Below are 19,353 nucleotides of genomic sequence, written 5' to 3'. Positions count from 1 at the left end.
CCCCGCGAGCTAATTATGTTAATGCTATTTCTCACCGTGGCGTTAGTGCACATCGTTGCGCTGATGAGCCCTGGCCCTGACTTTTTCTTCGTGTCACAAACGGCCGTCAGCCGCTCCCGCAAAGAGGCAATGATGGGTGTGCTCGGTATTACCATGGGCGTCATGGTCTGGGCGGCGGTTGCGCTGCTCGGTCTGAACCTGATCCTGGCGAAAATGGCGTGGCTGCATAACATCATCATGGTCGGCGGCGGTCTGTACCTGTGCTGGATGGGCTACCAGATGCTGCGCGGGGCGCTGAAGAAAGAAGAGAAAAAGCCGGAAGAGCCAAAGGTTGAGCTGGCAACGGGCGGCCGTAGCTTTGTGAAAGGGCTGCTGACCAACCTGGCGAACCCGAAAGCGATTATCTACTTCGGCTCTGTGTTCTCGCTGTTTGTAGGGGATAACGTCGGCGCGGGCGCGCGCTGGGGGATCTTTCTGCTGATCGTTGTTGAGACGTTCGCCTGGTTTACCGTTGTGGCAAGCCTGTTTGCCTTACCGGCGATGCGTCGCGGCTACCAGCGCATCGCGAAGTGGATCGACGGCTTTGCCGGCGCGCTGTTCGCCGGCTTCGGCATTCATCTCATCATTTCTCGCTAAGCATGACGCGCTGACGCAAGCAGCGCGCCAACCAGCATAAACAGCGAACCAAAGACTTTGTTCAGGGCCTTCATCTGTTTAGGCCCTTTGATCCACGCCGCAATTCGCTGCGCCAGCGTCGCGTAACCAATCATCACAATGATATCGACAATAATGGTGGTCGCGCCCAGCACCACGTACTGCATCACCTGTGGCTGATGCGGCACGATAAACTGCGGGAACAGGGCGGCGAGGAACACGATGCTTTTCGGGTTGGTCAGGTTAACGAACACCGCGCGTTTAAACAGGTGGCCGCGTGTTTGCGTCCGGGAGAGCGTATGCAGATCAATCGAGCCTGCGGCGCGCCACTGCTGAATACCCAGCCAGATAAGATACGCTGCGCCAGCCCATTTCAGCACCTCGAAGGCCAGCACCGAACGGGAGAACAGCGTGCCCAGACCAATCCCCACCAGCACAATATGAATGCCAAGCCCGGTCTGTAAACCGGCGATTGACGCCGCCGCGCCGCGATAGCCGTGATTGATGGAGGTGGTCATGGTGTTGATTGCGCCCGAGCCAGGTGAAAGGCTGAGGATGATGGATGTCAGCAGGTAGGCGAACCACCATTCGAAGGTCATTTGAAACTCCCGGATCGTCTGTTTTTATGCCACAATACGCTATTGTTGAGTCATTTTGTGACCGGTGACGAAAAAAACGATATTCCCTGAATTACGGGGGGTGGAAACCCAATGTTTCGGCAGAAAAAGGACTGGGAAACACGAGAAAACGCATTTGCTGCTTTCTCCATGGGGCCGCTGACCGATTTCTGGCGCCAGCGTGAGGAAGATGAGTTTATGGGCGTCGGGGAAATCCCGGTGCGCTTCGTTCGTTTCCGTGATGAAAAAAATGACCGGGTGATTGTGGTCTGCCCCGGGCGCATCGAAAGCTATATCAAATATGCCGAGCTGGCGTATGACCTGTTCCATCTGGGCTTTGATGTGTTAATTATCGACCATCGCGGGCAGGGGCTTTCTGGCAGGATGTTGCCGGATACCCATCGCGGCCACGTGGATAACTTCAGCGATTACGTCGACGATCTGGCCGCGTTCTGGCAGCAGGAAGTGCAGCCCGGACCGTGGCGCAAGCGTTATATTCTTGCCCACTCCATGGGGGGGGCGATCTCGACGTTGTTTTTGCAGCGCCATAAGCACCAGTGTGACGCCATTGCGCTGACCGCGCCGATGTACGGCATTGTGATACGTTTTCCTGACTGGATGGTGCGCCATCTTCTCGACTGGGCTGAGGGCCATCAGCGCATTCGAGAAGGCTATGCCATCGGAACAGGACGCTGGCGGGCATTGCCATTTGCCATCAACGTGTTAACCCACAGCCGGCAGCGTTATCGCCGCAACCTGCGTTTTTATGCCGATGAACCGCGTCTGCGGGTCGGCGGCCCCACCTGGCACTGGGTGCGGGAAGGTATTCATGCCGGTGAGCAGGTGCTGGCGGGCGTAGGCGATGATGACACGCCGACGCTCCTGATCCAGGCGGAAGAAGAGCGTGTGGTGGATAACCGCATGCATGACCGCTATTGTGAACTTCGCGCCGCTGCGGGCCATCCCTGTGAAGGGGGTAAACCGCTGGTCATCAACGGTGCGTACCATGAGATCCTTTTTGAAAAGGACGCTATGCGCTCAGTCGCGCTCAACGCCATTGTTGAATTTTTCAACAGGCATAACTGATTATTGTTTTCCACCAGAGGTTGAAATCCCTATGTACCAGGTTGTTGCATCTGATTTAGATGGCACGCTGCTTTCCCCCGACCACACCCTGTCGCCTTATGCGAAAGAGACCCTAAAACTCCTGACTGCCCGTGGCGTGAACTTTGTGTTCGCCACCGGTCGCCACCACGTGGACGTGGGACAGATCCGCGATAACCTGGAGATCAAGTCGTACATGATCACCTCTAACGGTGCGCGCGTACATGACACGGACGGCAACCTGATTTTTACCCATAATCTCGATCGTGACATCGCCACCGATTTGTTCGGCATTGTGCATAACAACCCGGATATCGTGACTAACGTTTACCGCGACGACGAGTGGTTTATGAACCGCCATCGCCCGGAAGAGATGCGCTTCTTCAAGGAAGCCGTATTCCAGTACTCACTGTACGAGCCGGGTCTGCTGGAGCCGGAAGGGATCAGCAAGGTATTCTTCACCTGTGTAAATCATGAGGAGTTACTGCCGCTGGAGCAGGCGATCAACGCCCGCTGGGGCGACCGCGTGAACGTGAGCTTCTCCACGCTGACCTGTCTGGAAGTGATGGCGGGCGGGGTGTCCAAAGGTCACGCGCTGGAAGCGGTAGCGAAACGGCTGGGCTTTGATCTGAAAGACTGTATCGCCTTTGGCGATGGCATGAACGATGCCGAGATGCTCTCCATGGCGGGTAAAGGCTGCATCATGCAGAACGCGCACCAGCGCCTGAAAGATCTGCACCCGGAGCTGGAAGTGATCGGCACCAACGGCGATAACGCCGTGCCTAAGTATCTGCGCAAACTGTTCCTTGAATAATCTTCAATTGATTGTTTATTGTTCAGATGTCAACTGAAGAGTTCGCTACAATGCCTCTCCTTCTTTCTGAGAGACAAGCATTGTGGCGCTACTCATTATCACCACTATCCTGTGGGCCTTCTCCTTTAGTCTGATTGGCGAATACCTTGCCGGATCGGTCGACAGCTACTTCTCGGTGCTGATGCGCGTGGGGCTGGCGGCGCTGGTGTTCCTGCCGTTCCTGCGTACCCGCGGGCAGTCGCTAAAAACGATACTGCTGTACATGCTGGTAGGCGCGATGCAGCTCGGCATCATGTACCTGTTCAGCTTCCGGGCCTACGTTTACCTGTCCGTCTCGGAATTTCTGCTCTTCACCGTGCTGACGCCGCTCTACATCACGCTGATTTATGACTTGCTCAGCAGGCGCCGTTTGCGCTGGGGATATCTGCTGAGCGCTGCGCTGGCAGTCATTGGCGCTGCGATTATTCGCTATGACAAGGTAAGCGATCACTTCTGGACCGGGCTGATGTTCGTCCAGCTCGCTAATATCAGCTTTGCCATTGGGATGGTGGGTTACAAACGTCTGATGGAGACCCGCCCGATGCCGCAGCATAACGCGTTTGCGTGGTTCTATATGGGCGCGGCGATTGTCGCGGTAGCGGCGTGGTTTCTGCTCGGCAATCCGCAAAAGCTGCCGACTACCTCCGTGCAGTGGAGCGTTCTGGTCTGGCTGGGCGTGGTGGCGTCGGGGCTGGGCTATTTTATGTGGAACTACGGCGCTACGCAGGTAGACGCCGGGACGCTGGGGATCATGAACAATGTGCACGTGCCGGCGGGGCTACTGGTGAACCTCGCCATCTGGCAGGAGCAGCCGCACTGGCCGAGTTTCCTTATTGGGGGAACGGTGATCCTGGCTTCGCTGTGGGTACATCGCCGCTGGGTCGCTCCGCGCTCCGCACAAACGGAAGATGGTCGCACGCGTGGTTCCGCGCTGAGCGAATAAACGCTTCCGTAATCGGCTGACGCTGCTCGCCGTCGCGCACGGCGGCGTACAGCCGGCTCCACAGTCCTTCACCCAGGGTTTTGGTGACCACCAGACCCTGGCGTTCAACCGTCTCGACCACCCAGTGCGGCAGCGCCGCAATCCCCATTCTGGCCGCCACCATCTGAATTAACAGCAGCGTGTTATCCACGCTTTTCAGCTGTGGGCTGATGCCCGCGGGTTGCAGGAAATGGCGCCAGATATCCAGACGACTGCGCTGTACCGGGTAAATCAGCAGCGTCTCCGTTGCCAGATCTTCCGGCGTGATACGCGTTTTAGCGGCCAGCGGATGGTCCGGGGCCAGCACCAGACGCACCTCAAAATCAAACATTGGCGAATAGTGCAGACCGCTGCGCGGCAGAATATCTGAGGTCATCACCAGATCCAGCTCACCCTGCTGAAGCGACGGCTGCGGATCAAACGTGACGCCGGATTTGAAGTCCATCTCCACCTGCGGCCACTTCTGGCGGAAGTTCTCAAGCGCGGGGGTCAGCCACTGAATACAGCTGTGACACTCAATGGCGATGCGCAGGGTGGTCTGCTGCGGCTCGTTGCAGGACTGCAACGCGCTGGCAATCTGCGGCAACACCTGGTTCGCCAGCTGAAGCAAAATTTCGCCCTGCGGCGTAAAGCGCAAAGGCTGGCTCTTACGCACAAAAAGACGAAAGCCGAGGCGTTGTTCCAGATCGCTGAACTGGTGAGAAAGGGCAGACTGAGTCTGGTGCAGCGTGGCCGCTGCCGCCGCAAGAGAACCGCAGTTCCGCAACGCTTGTAGCGTTTTCAGGTGTTTTATCTCGATCATGAAAGTCCTTCACTTCGCCATGAACATTTTGCGCTTGAGGAATATACAGTACCTGCCAATTATAGAAGTGTAAACATCTGGACGTCTAAATAACGAATTTCTACAAGGGGTATGCCATGACAATCCGCACTCACACTCTCGGTTTCCCTCGCGTTGGTCTGCGTCGCGAGCTGAAAAAAGCGCAAGAAAGCTACTGGGCGGGTAACGCCACCCGCGAAGAACTGCTGGCGGTGGGGCGCGAGCTGCGCGCCCTTCACTGGGATCAGCAAAAACAGGCGGGCGTAGACCTGCTGCCGGTGGGCGATTTCGCCTGGTACGACCATGTTCTGACCACCAGCCTGCTGCTTGGCAACGTGCCGGCTCGTCATCAGAACAACGATGGATCGGTGGATATCGATACCCTGTTCCGCATCGGCCGTGGCCGCGCGCCAACGGGTGAGCCAGCGGCAGCGGCGGAAATGACCAAGTGGTTTAACACTAACTATCACTATATGGTGCCGGAGTTCGTTAAGGGCCAGCAGTTCAAACTGACCTGGACCCAGCTTCTGGATGAAGTGGACGAAGCGCTGGCGCTGGGTCACCAGGTGAAACCCGTGCTGCTGGGGCCGGTCACCTACCTGTGGCTGGGCAAAGTGAAAGGCGAGCAGTTCGACCGCCTCAGCCTGCTGAACGATATTCTGCCGGTTTATAAGCAGGTGCTGATTGAGCTGGGCAAACGCGGTATTCAGTGGGTGCAAATCGATGAACCGGCGCTGGTGCTTGAGCTGCCGCAGGCGTGGCTGGATGCCTTCAAACCGGCGTATGACGCGCTCACGGGCCAGGTGAAGCTGCTGCTGACCACCTATTTCGAGGGCGTAACGCCGAACCTCGACACCATTACCGCGCTGCCGGTTCAGGGTCTGCACGTTGATCTCGTTCACGGCAAAGACGATGTGGCAGAGTTGCACAAGCGTCTGCCTGCGGAGTGGCTGCTCTCTGCCGGTCTGGTGAATGGTCGTAACGTCTGGCGTGCCGATCTCACCGGGAAATATGCACAAATCAAGGACATTGTCGGTAAACGTGAATTGTGGGTAGCCTCTTCCTGTTCCCTGCTGCACAGCCCGATCGACCTGAGCGTGGAGACCCGACTCGATCCTGAGGTGAAAAGCTGGTTTGCCTTTGCCCTGCAAAAGTGTGAGGAGCTGGCTCTACTGCGCGACGCGTTGAACAGCGGCGACACAGCAGCGATTACTGACTGGAGCGCCCCGATCCAGGCGCGCCGTCACTCGACGCGCGTGCATAACCCGGCGGTGGAAAAACGTCTGGCGGCCATCACTGCCCGGGACAGCCAGCGCCAGAGCCCGTATGAAGTGCGCGCCGAAGCCCAGCGTGCGCGCTTTAACCTGCCCGCGTGGCCGACCACAACCATCGGCTCCTTCCCGCAGACTACCGAGATCCGCGGCCTGCGCCTGGACTTCAAAAAGGGCAATCTGGATGCGAATCACTACCGCACCGGCATTGCGGAGCACATCAAACAGGCGATCGTCGAGCAGGAACGTCTGGGTCTGGACGTGCTGGTGCACGGCGAGGCCGAGCGTAACGATATGGTGGAATACTTCGGTGAACACCTGGACGGCTTTGTCTTTACCCAGAACGGCTGGGTGCAAAGCTACGGCTCCCGCTGCGTGAAGCCGCCGGTGGTGATCGGTGACGTCAGCCGCCCGGAAGCGATCACCGTGGAGTGGGCGAAATATGCGCAGTCTCTGACCGACAAACCGGTAAAAGGCATGCTGACGGGGCCGGTGACCATTCTCTGCTGGTCGTTCCCGCGTGAAGATGTATCCCGGGAAACCATCGCCAAACAGATCGCCCTGGCGCTGCGTGATGAAGTGGCGGATCTGGAAGCGGCGGGGATTGGCATCATTCAGATCGACGAACCGGCGCTGCGTGAAGGCTTGCCGCTGCGTCGCAGCGACTGGGATGCTTATCTGACGTGGGGCGTGGAGGCGTTCCGCCTCAACGCGGCCGTCGCGAAGGACGACACGCAGATCCACACCCACATGTGTTACTGCGAATTTAACGACATCATGGACTCCATTGCCGCGCTCGACGCCGATGTGATCACCATCGAGACCTCGCGTTCAGACATGGAGCTGCTGGAGTCGTTCGAAGAGTTCGACTACCCGAACGAAATCGGGCCGGGCGTGTATGACATTCACTCCCCTAACGTGCCGAGCGTGGAGTGGATTGAATCGCTGCTGCAAAAAGCCGCCCGGCGCATTCCGGCGGAACGCCTGTGGGTAAACCCGGACTGCGGCCTGAAAACTCGCGGCTGGCCTGAAACCCGCGCGGCGCTGGCGAACATGGTGCAGGCGGCGCAGAATTTGCGTCAGGCGTAGTGGGGCTGGATTGCCCGGTTGGCGCAGCCGCCACCGGGCTTTTTGTATTACGCTTTCTTCCCGCCGTACTGGCTGAACCACGCCAGCATTCTCTGCCAGCCATCTTTCGCCGATTCTGCGTGATAGCTCGGACGATAATCGGCATTAAACGCGTGTCCCGCATCCGGGTACACCACGATTTCGGCCTTCGCGTTTGCCGCCCGCAGCGCGTGGCGCATGGTCTCGACGGTATCAAGCGGAATGCCGGTATCCTGGCCGCCATACAGCCCTAGCACCGGGGCATTTAAATCGGTGGCGATATCAACTGGATGTTTCGGCGAGTTCAGGGTCTTTTCACCCACCAGTTTACCATACCAGGCCACAGCGGCTTTCAGCTGCGGATTGTGCGCGGCATACAGCCAGCTAATGCGTCCGCCCCAGCAGAAGCCGGTCACCATCAGACGGTGCGGGTCGCCACCGTTGCGCGCCGCCCAGCTGGCAACGTGGTCGAGATCGGCCAGCACCTGCGCGTCCGGCACTTTGCTGACCAGGTTGCTGAACAGCGTCGGGATGTCGCTGTAATCATTCGGATCGCCCTGACGGAAGTAGAGTTCCGGCGCAACGGCCAGGTAACCTTCCAGCGCCAGACGGCGGCAGAGGTCGCGAATATGTTCATGAACGCCAAATATTTCCTGCACCACGATCACGATGGGCAGCGGGCCATCGGCGGATTTTGGCCGCGCGTGGTACGCTGGCATGTTCTCTCCCTGGGAGGGAATGGAGGTCTCGCCTGCGGTAATGGCCTCTTCAGGGGTTGAGACGATGGTTGAAGCATGCGGGGCCGCAGCAGGTGCAAAACCGGTTTTTTCAGTCATGGCATTCTCCGTACCAATGAATGGATTAGCGCAAAGATAAATATAGACACCAGGTTAACAATCCACAGTGCCTTATAGCGTCTATCTTTTGTGCAGCACCCGGCGATATAACTTGTTAATGTGATGTGAATCACTATTTTATGGAAATTAACTGCAATCATTTTCATTCATGGTGAGGTGTGTCACGAAATAATGCACATTGCTTCTGTAAAGTACCGTTTTACTTCTTCTGACAAACCGACCCACAGAGGAGTCACCTATGTCTAAGTCTGATGTTTTTCATCTCGGCCTCACTAAAAACGATTTACAAGGGGCTACGCTTGCTATCGTCCCTGGCGATCCTGAGCGTGTGGAAAAGATCGCCGCGCTGATGGATAAGCCGGTTAAGCTGGCAGCGCATCGCGAATTCACCACCTGGCGCGCAGAGCTGGACGGTAAAGCGGTGATCGTGTGCTCTACCGGTATTGGTGGCCCGTCTACCTCTATCGCCGTTGAAGAGCTGGCGCAGCTGGGCATTCGTACTTTCCTGCGCATCGGCACCACAGGCGCCATTCAGCCGCACATCAACGTGGGCGACGTGCTGGTTACCACCGCATCCGTGCGTCTGGACGGGGCAAGCCTGCACTTTGCACCGATGGAATTCCCGGCAGTGGCCGATTTCGAATGCACCACCGCGCTGGTTGAAGCCGCGAAGTCCGTGGGCGCAACCACCCACGTGGGCGTAACTGCCTCTTCCGATACCTTCTACCCGGGCCAGGAGCGTTACGACACCTTCTCTGGTCGCGTGGTGAGCCGTTTCAAAGGCTCCATGGAAGAGTGGCAGTCGATGGGCGTCATGAACTACGAAATGGAATCTGCGACGCTGCTGACCATGTGCGCAAGCCAGGGTCTGCGTGCCGGTATGGTGGCGGGCGTTATCGTCAACCGTACCCAGCAGGAGATCCCGAACGCTGAAACCATGAAGCAGACTGAAAGCCATGCGGTGAAAATCGTGGTTGAAGCGGCGCGCCGCCTGATCTAATTCTCTCTTCAGTGCTGAAAGGCCGACATGCTCGGCCTTTTCTTTTTGCGTAACGCCTCGCAGGAAAACCCTTTCAAACTGGACGTTTATACAGCACAATTCTATTTTGTGCGGTAATACGTTGATGCAGGGGGCATTGTGGATATCTCAATCCTTATTTATGCAGTGATTGCGCTGGTGAGCGTGGGGATTGGCTGGCTCATTTCCGGCTACCAGCATGCGCAGCAGAAAGCCGAACAGCTGGCAGAGCGCGAAGAGATCGTCGCTGAACTTAGCGCGACGAAACAACAGCTTGCGCTGAGTGACCACTGGCGCGACGAATGCGAACTGCTCAATAACGAACTGCGCAATCTGCGTGATATCAATACCTCGCTGGAGGCCGATCTCCGTGAAGTGACCACCCGTCTTGAGTCCACCCAACTGCACGCCGAAGACAAAATCCGTCAGATGATCAACAGCGAGCAGCGTCTTAGCGAGCAGTTTGAGAACCTCGCGAACCGCATTTTTGAGCACAGCAATCGCCGCGTGGATGAGCAGAACCGCCAGAGCCTGAACAGCCTGCTGACGCCGCTGCGTGAACAGCTGGATGGCTTTCGCCGTCAGGTACAGGACAGCTTTGGTCAGGAAGCCCGCGAACGCCACACGCTGGCGCATGAAATTCGTAATCTCCAGCAGCTGAATGCGCAGATGGCGCAGGAGGCGGTTAACCTGACGCGCGCACTGAAAGGTGATAACAAAGCGCAGGGAAACTGGGGCGAAGTGGTCATGACGCGCGTGCTGGAGGCCTCTGGCCTGCGCGAAGGATACGAATACGAAACGCAGGTCAGCATTGAGAACGATGCGCGCTCGCGGATGCAGCCGGATGTCATTGTTCGTCTGCCACAGGGCAAAGATGTGGTTATCGACGCCAAAATGACGCTGGTGGCCTATGAGCGCTACTTCAACGCTGAGGATGACTACACCCGCGAAACAGCGTTGCAGGAGCACATCGCCTCCGTGCGTAACCATATCCGTCTGTTGGGCAGAAAAGATTATCAGCAGTTGCCGGGGCTGCGATCGCTGGATTATGTGCTGATGTTCATTCCGGTCGAGCCTGCGTTCCTGCTGGCGCTCGACAGACAGCCCGAACTGATCACCGAAGCGCTGAAAAATAACATTATGCTGGTCAGCCCCACCACGCTACTGGTGGCGTTACGTACCATTGCCAACCTGTGGCGCTATGAGCACCAAAGCCGTAACGCGCAGCAGATTGCCGATCGCGCCAGCAAGCTGTACGACAAAATGCGGCTGTTTGTGGACGATATGTCCTCGGTGGGGCAAAGCCTGGATCGCGCGCAGGATAACTACCGCCAGGCGATGAAAAAACTCTCCTCCGGGCGTGGCAATTTGCTGGCGCAGGCGGAGGCGTTTCGCAGCCTGGGGGTGGAAGTTAAACGCGAGATTAATCCGGAACTGGTGGAGCAGGCTACCGCTCAGGACGAAGAGTTTCGTCTGCGTGAAGGCGACGGTAAGCAAAATAGCCGCAATGAAGACAACGATTTAGCGGCGAGTTTATCCCCCGAAGCGCAGCCGGCGCGTTTCTTTCACGGTGGTTGAAACGTAGGGCAAATGCGCCCAATCTGTTACACTTCACGAACATTTGACTGATTAGCAGGCTCTGAGATGGTTGACGATTCACAAGACACAACGCACTTTGGCTTTCAGACTGTCGCCAAAGCGCAGAAAGCTGACATGGTGGCCCACGTATTTCATTCCGTGGCGGCGAAGTACGATGTGATGAATGATTTGATGTCATTTGGCATTCATCGCTTGTGGAAGCGCTTCACTATTGATTGCAGCGGCGTGCGCCGTGGACAAACGGTGCTGGATTTAGCCGGAGGCACAGGGGATCTGACCGCTAAATTCTCCCGTCTGGTTGGCGAAACCGGCCGCGTGGTGCTGGCGGATATCAACGACTCCATGCTGAAAATGGGACGCGAAAAGCTGCGTAGTATCGGCGTGGTAGGCAACGTTGAATATGTTCAGGCCAACGCCGAAGCGCTGCCGTTCCCGGATAATACGTTCGACTGCATCACCATCTCTTTCGGTCTGCGTAACGTGACCGATAAAGATAAAGCGCTGCGCTCCATGTACCGCGTGCTTAAGCCGGGCGGTCGACTGCTGGTACTCGAGTTTTCTAAACCGATTATCGACCCGCTGAGCAAAGCTTACGATGCCTATTCCTTCCACGTTCTGCCGCGCATCGGCGAGCTGGTGGCAAACGATGCAGAAAGTTACCGTTATCTGGCCGAGTCCATCCGAATGCACCCGGATCAGGACACGCTGAAAGCGATGATGCAGGATGCGGAGTTTGAAAACGTGGAATACTTCAATATGACGGCGGGTGTCGTCGCGCTGCATCGTGGTTACAAGTTCTGAGTGGAGGTTTCCCGTGCCCATTAAACCCTTAGTCACCGCTGGCATCGAGAATGTGCTGAATGCCTTTCTGTATCGCGCTCCGGCGCTGAAAACCGCACGTCAGCGGCTTAACGGAAAGGTGCTGCGCATCGTTTTAAAGGAGTTCTCGACGCCGCTTGTGTTGGTCTTCAGCGAACGCCAGCTTGACGTTCTGGGTGAGTGGGAAGGCGAGGCTGACTGCTCGGTGATTACGCACATGAGCGTATTGCCAAAACTGCGTGACCGTCAGCAGATGACGGCGCTTATTCGCAGCGGTGAGCTGGAGGTCGAAGGCGATATTCAGGTGGTACAGAACTTCGTTGCACTCAGCGATCAGGCTGAATTCGACCCGGCGGAACTGATGGCGCCCTATATCGGCGACATCGCGGCTGAAGGTATAAGCAAAACGCTGCGCACGGGTTCCGCTTTCCTTCGTAAAGGTCTGCTCCGTCAACAGCGCTACGCTGCCGAGGTGCTGACCGAAGAGTGGCGTATGGCGCCGGGGCCTTTAGAAGTCGCCTGGTTTGCAGAAGAGACCGCGGCAGTTGAGCGCGCAGTTGATGCGTTAACCAAACGGCTGGAAAAACTGGAGGGCAAATGACGCCTGGTGAAATTCGGCGCCTCTATTTTATCGTTCGCACCTTTTTGAGCTACGGGCTCGACGAGCTTATCCCCAGAATGCGTATCACCCTGCCGCTTCGGCTTTGGCGTCGCACGCTGTTCTGGATGCCGAATCGCCATAAGGATCAGGAGCTGGGCGCACGCCTGCGTCTTGCGTTACAGGAGCTGGGCCCGGTCTGGATCAAGTTTGGGCAGATGCTCTCAACACGTCGCGACCTTTTCCCACCGCAGATTGCCGATCAGCTCGCGCTATTGCAGGACCGCGTTGCTCCGTTTGACGGAGCGAGAGCGAAGAAACAAATCGAAGAAGCGATGGGCAATATCCCCATCGAGACCTGGTTTGATGATTTCGATATTCAGCCCCTGGCCTCTGCCTCTATTGCGCAGGTTCACACCGCGCGCCTGAAGGAAAATGGCAAAGAGGTGGTCATCAAAGTGATTCGTCCGGATATCCTGCCGGTTATCAAAGCAGACATGAAGCTGATTTATCGCCTGGCTCGCTGGGTGCCGCGTCTGTTGCCGGATGGTCGCCGTCTGCGTCCGCTGGAAGTGGTTCGGGAATACGAAAAAACGCTGATTGACGAGCTTAACCTGCTGCGTGAATCGGCGAACGCCATTCAGCTGCGTCGAAACTTTGAAGACAGCCCGATGCTGTATGTTCCTGAAGTCTATTCTGACTATTGCAGTCAGAACATGATGGTGATGGAACGTATCTACGGTATTCCGGTCTCGGACGTGGTGGCGCTGGAAAAACAGGGCACCAACATGAAGCTGCTGGCCGAGCGTGGCGTGCAGGTCTTCTTTACTCAGGTTTTCCGCGACAGCTTCTTCCATGCAGACATGCATCCGGGCAACATTTTCGTCAGCTATGAGCACCCGGAAGATCCGAAATACATCGGCATCGACTGCGGTATTGTCGGCTCGCTGAATAAAGAGGATAAGCGTTATCTCGCCGAGAACTTTATCGCTTTCTTCAATCGCGACTACCGTAAGGTGGCCGAGCTGCACGTGGATTCAGGCTGGGTTCCGCCAGATACCAACGTGGAAGAGTTTGAATTTGCGATCCGCACCGTCTGTGAGCCGATTTTTGAAAAGCCGCTCTCGGAGATCTCTTTCGGACACGTCCTGCTCAACCTGTTCAACACCGCACGCCGTTTCAATATGGAAGTGCAGCCACAATTAGTTTTACTTCAGAAAACATTACTTTACGTTGAGGGCGTAGGCCGCCAGCTCTATCCTCAGTTAGACTTGTGGAAAACCGCGAAACCGTTCCTCGAATCCTGGATTAAGGATCAGGTCGGTATTCCAGCCCTGGTTCGCTCGCTTAAAGAGAAAGGCCCGTTCTGGATTGAAAAAATGCCTGAAATTCCTGAACTGGTTTACGACAGTTTGCGTCAGAGCAAGAACCTTCAGCACAGCATGGATAAAATCGCGCACGAGCTTCAATCCAGTCGCGTGCGTCAGGGGCAGTCCCGCTATCTCTTCGGAATTGGCGCGACGCTGCTGATAAGCGGCACGTTGCTGTTGATCAATCGTCCGGACTGGGAAATGATGCCAGCCTGGATTATGGCTGCCGGTGTGGTTGTCTGGCTTGCTGGCTGGCGAAAAACGCGCTGAATTAGCGTCGCTATCGAGAGATTGCATACGTATAATGCGATCTGACTAATTAATCATCTATCACTGGGGAACACGCATGGGTGGTATCAGTATCTGGCAGTTAGTGATCATTGCCGTCATCGTTGTGCTGCTGTTTGGCACGAAAAAACTCGGATCGATTGGTTCCGACCTGGGCGCGTCAATCAAAGGCTTCAAGAAAGCCATGAGCGATGATGAGAATAAGCAGGAAAAAACCAGTCAGGATGCTGATTTTACCGCTAAATCCATCGCCGATAAGCAGGACGAAGCCAAAAAGGAAGAGGCTAAACGTCACGATAAAGAGCAGGTGTAATTCGTGTTCGACATTGGTTTTGGTGAGTTACTGCTGGTCTTTGTGATTGGTCTGATTGTGTTGGGGCCGCAGCGTTTACCCGTTGCGGTGAAAACCGTCGTGGGCTGGGTGCGGGCGCTTCGCTCGCTGGCAACTACCGTGCAGAACGAACTGGCGCAGGAGCTGAAGCTTCAGGAATTTCAGGACAGCCTGAAAAAGGTTGAAAAGGCGAGCATGGACAACCTGACGCCGGAGCTGAAAGCATCAATGGATGAGTTGCGCGAAGCGGCGGAATCCATGAAGCGTTCTTACAGCATTAACGATCCTGAGAAGGCGAGCGATGAAGCAAACACCATCCACAATCCGGTGGTGAAGGGTAGCGAAGAGCAGCGCGAGGGTGTAACGCCTTCCAGCGCGGAGCATCAGGCTGCTTCGCCAGAGCAATCGCCGCAGGAGCCCGAAGTGAAAAAGCAGGTGCCGCCGGAAGAGCCCGTGGTCAAAACGGCTGAGGTAAAACCCGCCGCGCCCGTTTCCGAATCATCCCCCTCGTCGAGTGATAAAGCGTAAACATGGCAGTAGATGATACTCAACCGCTTATTACGCACCTCATTGAGCTGCGTAAGCGCCTGTTAAACTGCATTATTGCGGTTTTCCTCATTTTTTTATGTCTGGTCTATTTTGCCAACGATATCTATCAGGTGGTTTCCGCGCCGCTGATTAAACAGATGCCTCTGGGCGCGACGATGATTGCAACAGACGTTGCTTCACCGTTCTTTACCCCGATCAAACTGACCTTCTGGGTGTCGTTGATTGCCTCTGCGCCGGTCATTCTGTATCAGGTCTGGGCATTTGTGGCGCCCGCGCTGTACAAGCATGAACGCAAGCTGGTTATTCCGCTGCTGGTGTCCAGTTCGCTGCTGTTTTATATCGGCATGGCGTTCGCCTACTTCGTTGTCTTCCCGCTGGCCTTCGGCTTCCTGACGCATACCGCGCCGGAAGGGGTACAGGTGTCGACGGACATCGCCAGCTACCTCAGCTTCGTGATGGCGCTGTTTATGGCCTTTGGTGTCGCCTTCGAGGTGCCCGTAGCAATTGTCCTGCTCTGCTGGGTGGGGGTGACCACGCCTGACGATCTGCGTAAGAAGCGCCCGTACATCCTGGTGGGGGCATTTGTCGTAGGTATGCTGTTAACGCCACCGGACGTCTTCTCGCAAACCTTACTGGCGATACCTATGTACTGCCTGTTTGAAGTCGGCGTGTTCTTCGCTCGTTTCTACGTCGGAAAGGGGCGTACCCGGGACGAAGAAGACGAGCCGTCTGAAGAGACCACTAAAGAATAAAACCAACCGCCCGTCAGGGCGGTTGTCATATGGGGATACGTATGTTTGATATCGGGCTTAACCTCACCAGCGCCCAGTTTGCGAAAGACCACGATGAGGTGGTGGCGCGCGCCTTTGCCGCCGGCGTGGGTGGGCTGCTACTGACGGGAACGAATCTGCATGAGAGTGAGCAGGCACGGCAGCTGGCGCAACGCTATCAACACTGCTGGTCCACCGCAGGCGTGCATCCTCATGACAGCAGCCAGTGGACGCATGAAAGCGCTGAGGCGCTTCATCGTCTGGCACAAACGCCAGAAGTGGTTGCCATTGGCGAATGCGGGCTTGATTTCAACCGTAACTTCTCGACGCCTGAAGAGCAGGAGAAGGCATTTACCGCCCAGCTCGCGCTGGCAGCAGAGCTGGAGATGCCGGTGTTTATGCACTGTCGCGATGCGCATGAACGTTTTATGGCGCTACTGGAACCCTGGCTGGAGAAACTGCCGGGCGCGGTGTTGCACTGCTTTACGGGCTCCCGTCAGGAAGCGCTGGATTGCCTGAACCGCGGGCTGTATTTGGGTATCACGGGCTGGGTCTGCGATGAGCGTCGTGGGCTGGAACTGCGTGAGCTGTTACCCGTTATCCCGGCCGATCGTTTGCTGCTGGAAACGGATGCGCCGTATCTGTTGCCCCGGGATATGCAGCCCAAACCGCCATCACGACGTAATGAACCGGCCTACCTGGGGCATATTGCTGAGCGAGTGGCGCACTGGCGCGGAGAAGATGCCCAGTGGCTGGCAGCACAAACCGATGATAACGTGCGTCGTCTGTTCGGCGTGCAGTTCTAAACTTTGCGGAAATCGGTGTTTTTAACGCTCTGCAACACCTCTTTGTTCAGCAGGTTGAGCAGCAGCATGGAGCGCGCTTCACCGTCCGGCTCAGCGAAGATGGCCTGTAACCCTTCAAAGGCGCCTTCGGTGATCACCACGCTGTCGCCGGCATAAGGGGTTTCCGGATCGGTAATATCTTCAGGCTGCTGGTAGACAGAAAGCTGATGAATAACCGATGACGGTACTCTTGCCGGATGGGCGCCAAAACGCACAAAATGGCTGACGCCGCGCGTGGCGCTGATCGTCGTGGTGTGGATCACTTCGGGGTCGAACTCGACGAACAGATAGTTCGGGAACAGAGGCTCACTGACGGTCGTGCGTCTTCCACGCTGCATTTTTTCAAGCGTGATCACGGGTGTCAGGCAGTTAACAGACTGACGTTCAAGATGTTCCTGCGCGCGCTGAAGTTGCCCGCGTTTGCAATACAGTAAATACCAGGCCTGCATAATCACTCTTCCCATTGTTCGGGGCGCAAGCATACCAAAACCCTGGCGGGATCGCTAAGGTGATTATAATGGCGAAAAAGAGAGTAAGTCGTGGAAGTTCACGCTAATTTAACAAAATTACAGCATCACGCGGTCTTACGCCGTATAATGAAGCGCTTACAGAGAGGCCATGATTAACTGCATGAAATACCACGATCTACGCGACTTCCTGGCGCTGCTGGAAAAGCAGGGCGAACTCAAACGCATTACGCTTCCTGTTGATCCGTATCTGGAAATGACAGAAATCGCTGACCGCACCTTGCGCGCGGGCGGCCCGGCGTTGCTGTTTGAAAACCCAAAAGGCTACGCCATGCCGGTGCTGTGCAACCTGTTTGGCACACCTCGCCGCGTGGCGCTGGGGATGGGACAGGAAGATGTCACGGCGTTACGTGAAGTGGGCAAACTGCTGGCCTTTCTTAAAGAGCCGGAGCCGCCAAAAGGGTTCCGCGACCTGTTCGACAAGCTGCCGCAGTTTAAGCAGGTGCTGAACATGCCCACCAAACGCCTGCGCGGTGCGCCGTGCCAGCAAAAAGTGCTGGAAGGCGATGCGGTGGATCTGACCAAAATTCCCATCATGCAGTGCTGGCCTGACGATGCCGCACCGCTGATCACCTGGGGCCTCACCGTGACGCGTGGGCCGCATAAAGAGCGTCAAAACCTCGGCATTTACCGCCAGCAGCTGATTGGCAAAAACAAGCTCATCATGCGCTGGTTGTCCCATCGCGGCGGGGCGCTGGATTTCCAGGAGTGGTGCGCGGCCCATCCGGGCGAACGCTTCCCGGTTTCCGTCGCGCTGGGTGCCGATCCGGCAACCATTCTGGGCGCGGTGACGCCTGTTCCTGATACGCTGTCTGAATATGCCTTTGCAGGGCTGCTGCGCGGCACCAAAACCGAAGTGGTGAAGTGCATCTCCAATGACCTGGAAGTACCGGCCAGCGCAGAGATTGTGCTGGAAGGTTACATTGAACAGGGCGAGCTGGCGCCCGAAGGGCCGTACGGCGACCACACCGGCTATTACAACGAAGTGGATAACTTCCCGGTGTTCACCGTCACGCACATTACCCAGCGTGAAGATGCCATCTATCACTCCACCTATACCGGCCGTCCACCCGACGAACCGGCGGTGCTTGGCGTGGCGCTGAACGAAGTGTTTGTGCCGATCCTGCAAAAGCAGTTCCCGGAAATCGTTGATTTTTATCTGCCGCCGGAAGGGTGTTCGTATCGCCTGGCGGTGGTGACGATGAAGAAGCAGTATGCCGGTCACGCTAAGCGCGTGATGATGGGCGTATGGTCTTTCCTGCGCCAGTTTATGTATACCAAGTTTGTGATTGTCTGCGATGATGACGTCAATGCCCGCGACTGGAATGACGTCATCTGGGCCATCACCACGCGTATGGATCCGGCGCGTGATACGGTGTTAGTGGAAAACACGCCGATTGATTACCTGGACTTTGCCTCGCCGGTTTCCGGACTTGGCTCAAAAATGGGACTGGATGCCACGAACAAATGGCCTGGCGAAACCGACCGTGAATGGGGTCGCCCGATCGAAAAAGATCCTGCCGTGACCGCGCGAATTGACGCGATCTGGGACGAGCTGGCCATAATGAATAACGGTAAGGCAGAATAAGACCGTTTAGCCCTATAGACTTCCCGACAGAGAGAGCGAATGACAACCTTAAGCTGTAAAGTGACGTCGGTAGATGCTATTACCGACACCGTATATCGCGTCCGTTTGGTTCCTGAAGCGGCCTTCTCATTCCGTGCCGGTCAGTACCTGATGGTCGTGATGGACGAGCGTGATAAGCGTCCTTTCTCTATGGCCTCAACGCCAGCAGAGAAGGAATTTATTGAGCTGCATATTGGTGCGTCTGAGCTTAACCTGTACGCGATGGCCGTGATGGACCGCATCCTGAAAGAGCGTGAAATCGTGGTCGATATTCCTCATGGCGAGGCCTGGCTGCGTGAAGACGAAGACCGTCCGCTGATCCTGATTGCCGGTGGCACGGGCTTCTCTTATGTCCGCTCTATTCTGCTGACCGCGCTGGCGCGCAACCCGAATCGCGATATCACCATCTACTGGGGCGGCCGTGAAGAGAAGCATCTTTACGATCTGTCTGAGCTGGAAGCGCTGAGCGTAAATCATCCAAACCTGCGCATCGAGCCGGTTGTCGAGCAGCCTGAAGAGGGCTGGCGCGGGCGCAGCGGTACGGTGCTGACTGCGGTATTGCAGGATCATGGGACGCTGGCCGGGCACGATATCTATATTGCCGGTCGCTTTGAAATGGCAAAAATTGCCCGCGACCTGTTCTGCAACGAGCGTGACGCGCGGGAAGATCGTCTGTTTGGCGATGCGTTTGCGTTTATCTGATTGAGAGACCCGCTTCGGCGGGTTTTTTACGCTCGGGCATTAGCC

At 56.4% G+C, this 19,353-nt stretch carries 20 protein-coding genes; 16 read left to right on the top strand and 4 right to left on the bottom strand.

Annotation, left to right across the window (positions count from 1 at the left end; all coding sequences use genetic code 11):
* The first annotated feature begins 15 nt into the window (after positions 1-15).
* Positions 16-636 (top strand): threonine export protein RhtC, encoded by a 621-nt coding sequence (rhtC, locus tag H2Z33_RS06770; protein ID WP_006179256.1) that lies wholly within the window; start codon positions 16-18, stop codon positions 634-636.
* On the opposite strand, the gene rhtB is transcribed toward rhtC, so the two are convergent.
* Positions 633-1,253 carry a homoserine/homoserine lactone efflux protein gene (rhtB, locus tag H2Z33_RS06765; RefSeq protein WP_006812363.1) on the bottom strand — a complete coding sequence of 207 codons (621 nt, stop codon included), beginning with the start codon at positions 1,251-1,253 and terminating at the stop codon, positions 633-635. The two genes, rhtC and rhtB, sit on opposite strands and share 4 nt — an antisense overlap.
* A gap of 111 nt (positions 1,254-1,364) precedes the next feature.
* On the opposite strand from rhtB, the gene pldB reads away from it, so the two are divergent.
* From pldB to H2Z33_RS06750, 3 genes are all read left to right on the top strand, one after another.
* Positions 1,365-2,357: a lysophospholipase L2 gene (gene pldB / locus H2Z33_RS06760; protein WP_063136115.1), complete on the top strand. Its 993-nt coding sequence runs from the start codon at positions 1,365-1,367 to the stop codon at positions 2,355-2,357.
* A 31-nt stretch (positions 2,358-2,388) separates the two neighbouring features.
* Positions 2,389-3,189 (top strand): sugar/pyridoxal phosphate phosphatase YigL, encoded by an 801-nt coding sequence (gene yigL, locus H2Z33_RS06755; protein ID WP_015570001.1) that lies wholly within the window; start codon positions 2,389-2,391, stop codon positions 3,187-3,189.
* An 82-nt stretch (positions 3,190-3,271) separates the two neighbouring features.
* Positions 3,272-4,171 carry a carboxylate/amino acid/amine transporter gene (locus H2Z33_RS06750; protein WP_023295736.1) on the top strand — a complete coding sequence of 300 codons (900 nt, stop codon included), beginning with the start codon at positions 3,272-3,274 and terminating at the stop codon, positions 4,169-4,171.
* Here the strand turns inward: H2Z33_RS06750 and metR are convergent.
* A complete protein-coding gene (metR, locus tag H2Z33_RS06745; protein ID WP_015570000.1) occupies positions 4,059-5,012 on the bottom strand; it encodes an HTH-type transcriptional regulator MetR in 954 nt (317 codons plus the stop codon). The genes H2Z33_RS06750 and metR overlap by 113 nt on opposite strands.
* A 116-nt stretch (positions 5,013-5,128) precedes the next feature.
* Here metR and metE point away from each other — a divergent pair, with 116 nt between their 5' ends.
* Complete coding sequence (gene metE / locus H2Z33_RS06740) at positions 5,129-7,390, top strand: 5-methyltetrahydropteroyltriglutamate--homocysteine S-methyltransferase (protein WP_063134717.1); 2,262 nt, start codon at positions 5,129-5,131, stop codon at positions 7,388-7,390.
* A 47-nt stretch (positions 7,391-7,437) separates the two neighbouring features.
* On the opposite strand, the gene H2Z33_RS06735 is transcribed toward metE, so the two are convergent.
* A complete protein-coding gene (locus H2Z33_RS06735; protein WP_003860793.1) occupies positions 7,438-8,244 on the bottom strand; it encodes a dienelactone hydrolase family protein in 807 nt (268 codons plus the stop codon).
* A 259-nt stretch (positions 8,245-8,503) separates the two neighbouring features.
* On the opposite strand from H2Z33_RS06735, the gene udp reads away from it, so the two are divergent.
* From udp to tatD, 9 genes are all read left to right on the top strand, one after another.
* Complete coding sequence (gene udp, locus H2Z33_RS06730; RefSeq protein WP_003860792.1) at positions 8,504-9,265, top strand: uridine phosphorylase; 762 nt, start codon at positions 8,504-8,506, stop codon at positions 9,263-9,265.
* A gap of 138 nt (positions 9,266-9,403) precedes the next feature.
* The gene (gene rmuC / locus H2Z33_RS06725; RefSeq protein ID WP_017383581.1) at positions 9,404-10,861 is read left to right on the top strand and encodes a DNA recombination protein RmuC; all 1,458 of its coding nucleotides are present in this window, start codon (positions 9,404-9,406) and stop codon (positions 10,859-10,861) included.
* Positions 10,862-10,927: 66 nt separating this feature from the next.
* Positions 10,928-11,683: a bifunctional demethylmenaquinone methyltransferase/2-methoxy-6-polyprenyl-1,4-benzoquinol methylase UbiE gene (ubiE, locus tag H2Z33_RS06720; RefSeq protein ID WP_063134718.1), complete on the top strand. Its 756-nt coding sequence runs from the start codon at positions 10,928-10,930 to the stop codon at positions 11,681-11,683.
* A gap of 13 nt (positions 11,684-11,696) precedes the next feature.
* Positions 11,697-12,302, top strand: a complete 606-nt coding sequence (gene ubiJ, locus H2Z33_RS06715; RefSeq protein ID WP_023295740.1) for a ubiquinone biosynthesis protein UbiJ — start codon at positions 11,697-11,699, stop codon at positions 12,300-12,302.
* Positions 12,299-13,939, top strand: a complete 1,641-nt coding sequence (ubiB, locus tag H2Z33_RS06710; protein ID WP_023295741.1) for a ubiquinone biosynthesis regulatory protein kinase UbiB — start codon at positions 12,299-12,301, stop codon at positions 13,937-13,939. The genes ubiJ and ubiB overlap by 4 nt, the downstream gene beginning before the upstream one ends.
* A 76-nt stretch (positions 13,940-14,015) precedes the next feature.
* Entirely contained in the window at positions 14,016-14,270 is a 255-nt protein-coding gene (gene tatA / locus H2Z33_RS06705; RefSeq protein WP_003860787.1) for a Sec-independent protein translocase subunit TatA, read from the top strand.
* A gap of 3 nt (positions 14,271-14,273) precedes the next feature.
* Positions 14,274-14,816 carry a Sec-independent protein translocase protein TatB gene (tatB, locus tag H2Z33_RS06700; protein WP_003860783.1) on the top strand — a complete coding sequence of 181 codons (543 nt, stop codon included), beginning with the start codon at positions 14,274-14,276 and terminating at the stop codon, positions 14,814-14,816.
* 2 nt (positions 14,817-14,818) lie between these two features.
* Positions 14,819-15,589, top strand: a complete 771-nt coding sequence (tatC, locus tag H2Z33_RS06695; protein WP_015569997.1) for a Sec-independent protein translocase subunit TatC — start codon at positions 14,819-14,821, stop codon at positions 15,587-15,589.
* 41 nt (positions 15,590-15,630) lie between these two features.
* Positions 15,631-16,413, top strand: coding sequence for a 3'-5' ssDNA/RNA exonuclease TatD (gene tatD / locus H2Z33_RS06690; RefSeq protein WP_017694739.1), 783 nt, complete (start codon positions 15,631-15,633; stop codon positions 16,411-16,413).
* Here the strand turns inward: tatD and rfaH are convergent.
* On the bottom strand, positions 16,410-16,901 hold the full coding sequence (rfaH, locus tag H2Z33_RS06685; protein WP_003860779.1) for a transcription/translation regulatory transformer protein RfaH: 492 nt from the start codon (positions 16,899-16,901) through the stop codon (positions 16,410-16,412). The genes tatD and rfaH overlap by 4 nt on opposite strands.
* Before the next feature lie 169 nt (positions 16,902-17,070).
* Here rfaH and ubiD point away from each other — a divergent pair, with 169 nt between their 5' ends.
* A complete protein-coding gene (ubiD, locus tag H2Z33_RS06680; RefSeq protein ID WP_023295742.1) occupies positions 17,071-18,567 on the top strand; it encodes a 4-hydroxy-3-polyprenylbenzoate decarboxylase in 1,497 nt (498 codons plus the stop codon).
* Between the two features lie 39 nt (positions 18,568-18,606).
* The gene (fre, locus tag H2Z33_RS06675; protein ID WP_003860778.1) at positions 18,607-19,308 is read left to right on the top strand and encodes an NAD(P)H-flavin reductase; all 702 of its coding nucleotides are present in this window, start codon (positions 18,607-18,609) and stop codon (positions 19,306-19,308) included.
* Positions 19,309-19,353 lie beyond the last annotated feature (45 nt).

The sequence above is a fragment of the Enterobacter sp. YSU genome (assembly GCF_016082135.1).
GTDB lineage: Bacteria > Pseudomonadota > Gammaproteobacteria > Enterobacterales > Enterobacteriaceae > Enterobacter > Enterobacter hormaechei_C.
Note: the sequence above shows the minus strand (reverse complement) of the source record. Positions and strands in the feature narration are given on the sequence as shown.

Coding starts and splice junctions, on each gene's coding strand:
- rhtC (WP_006179256.1), top strand. CDS start 16: ATGTTAATGCTATTTCTCACCGTGGCGTTAGTGCACATCGTTGCGCTG.
- rhtB (WP_006812363.1), bottom strand. CDS start 1,253: ATGACCTTCGAATGGTGGTTCGCCTACCTGCTGACATCCATCATCCTC.
- pldB (WP_063136115.1), top strand. CDS start 1,365: ATGTTTCGGCAGAAAAAGGACTGGGAAACACGAGAAAACGCATTTGCT.
- yigL (WP_015570001.1), top strand. CDS start 2,389: ATGTACCAGGTTGTTGCATCTGATTTAGATGGCACGCTGCTTTCCCCC.
- metR (WP_015570000.1), bottom strand. CDS start 5,012: ATGATCGAGATAAAACACCTGAAAACGCTACAAGCGTTGCGGAACTGC.
- metE (WP_063134717.1), top strand. CDS start 5,129: ATGACAATCCGCACTCACACTCTCGGTTTCCCTCGCGTTGGTCTGCGT.
- H2Z33_RS06735 (WP_003860793.1), bottom strand. CDS start 8,244: ATGACTGAAAAAACCGGTTTTGCACCTGCTGCGGCCCCGCATGCTTCA.
- udp (WP_003860792.1), top strand. CDS start 8,504: ATGTCTAAGTCTGATGTTTTTCATCTCGGCCTCACTAAAAACGATTTA.
- ubiE (WP_063134718.1), top strand. CDS start 10,928: ATGGTTGACGATTCACAAGACACAACGCACTTTGGCTTTCAGACTGTC.
- ubiB (WP_023295741.1), top strand. CDS start 12,299: ATGACGCCTGGTGAAATTCGGCGCCTCTATTTTATCGTTCGCACCTTT.
- tatA (WP_003860787.1), top strand. CDS start 14,016: ATGGGTGGTATCAGTATCTGGCAGTTAGTGATCATTGCCGTCATCGTT.
- tatC (WP_015569997.1), top strand. CDS start 14,819: ATGGCAGTAGATGATACTCAACCGCTTATTACGCACCTCATTGAGCTG.
- tatD (WP_017694739.1), top strand. CDS start 15,631: ATGTTTGATATCGGGCTTAACCTCACCAGCGCCCAGTTTGCGAAAGAC.
- rfaH (WP_003860779.1), bottom strand. CDS start 16,901: ATGCAGGCCTGGTATTTACTGTATTGCAAACGCGGGCAACTTCAGCGC.
- ubiD (WP_023295742.1), top strand. CDS start 17,071: ATGATTAACTGCATGAAATACCACGATCTACGCGACTTCCTGGCGCTG.
- fre (WP_003860778.1), top strand. CDS start 18,607: ATGACAACCTTAAGCTGTAAAGTGACGTCGGTAGATGCTATTACCGAC.